Here is a 604-nt window from a genome sequence, read left to right on the forward strand (position 1 = left end):
TCCCTGTGCGGCGATCGAGTGCGCACGACGCGGAGAATCCTGATAACAAAATGTTTTTACGTTATGCCCCAGTTCCGCAAGAGTGGCGGCGGCACTTCCGCCTGCCAAACCGGTCCCTACCATGATAATATCAATATTACGCTTGTTGGCAGGGTTAACCAGATTTATATTGTTTTTATATGTATTCCACTTATGTTCCAGTGGACCTTGTGGTATTTTTGAATCTAAAACTGACATAATCCTTCCCTTTTAAACTTGATTAAAGTAATGATAAACGGCAATAAAAATAAATCCTAACGGAATTAAAATTGAAAAGGCTACCGTTGCCCCTCTCATTCCCTTGTAGAATTTTTCGTGCCATCCCACAGACTGGAAAGAGGACGAAAAACCGTGCAACAGGTGAAGGCTAAGGAAGATGAAAGAAATTACATATAACGCAGTTCTCACAGGATCTGTGAATTTCGCTACAGTTTCAGCATAATACCTGGTTGGATCTTCCGGATGCACCTGTATGTATTTGTGAACGATCTCCGGAAACCAGAAATCATAAAAATGCAGTACCAGGAAAGCAAGAACTACCAGTCCCGTCCATATCATATTTCTG

The 604-nt window shown here is 41.9% G+C and carries 1 protein-coding gene and 1 pseudogene; both read right to left on the minus strand.

Annotation, left to right across the window (positions count from 1 at the left end):
• Window positions 1–237: pseudogene (locus HC175_RS16460) on the minus strand (FAD-binding protein); the annotation flags it as partial.
• Between the two features lie 12 nt (window positions 238–249).
• Window positions 250–604: succinate dehydrogenase/fumarate reductase transmembrane subunit (locus HC175_RS16465; protein ID WP_479685235.1), on the minus strand; the 355-nt coding region annotated here is incomplete at its 5' end.

The organism is Salinimicrobium oceani (assembly GCF_012037645.1).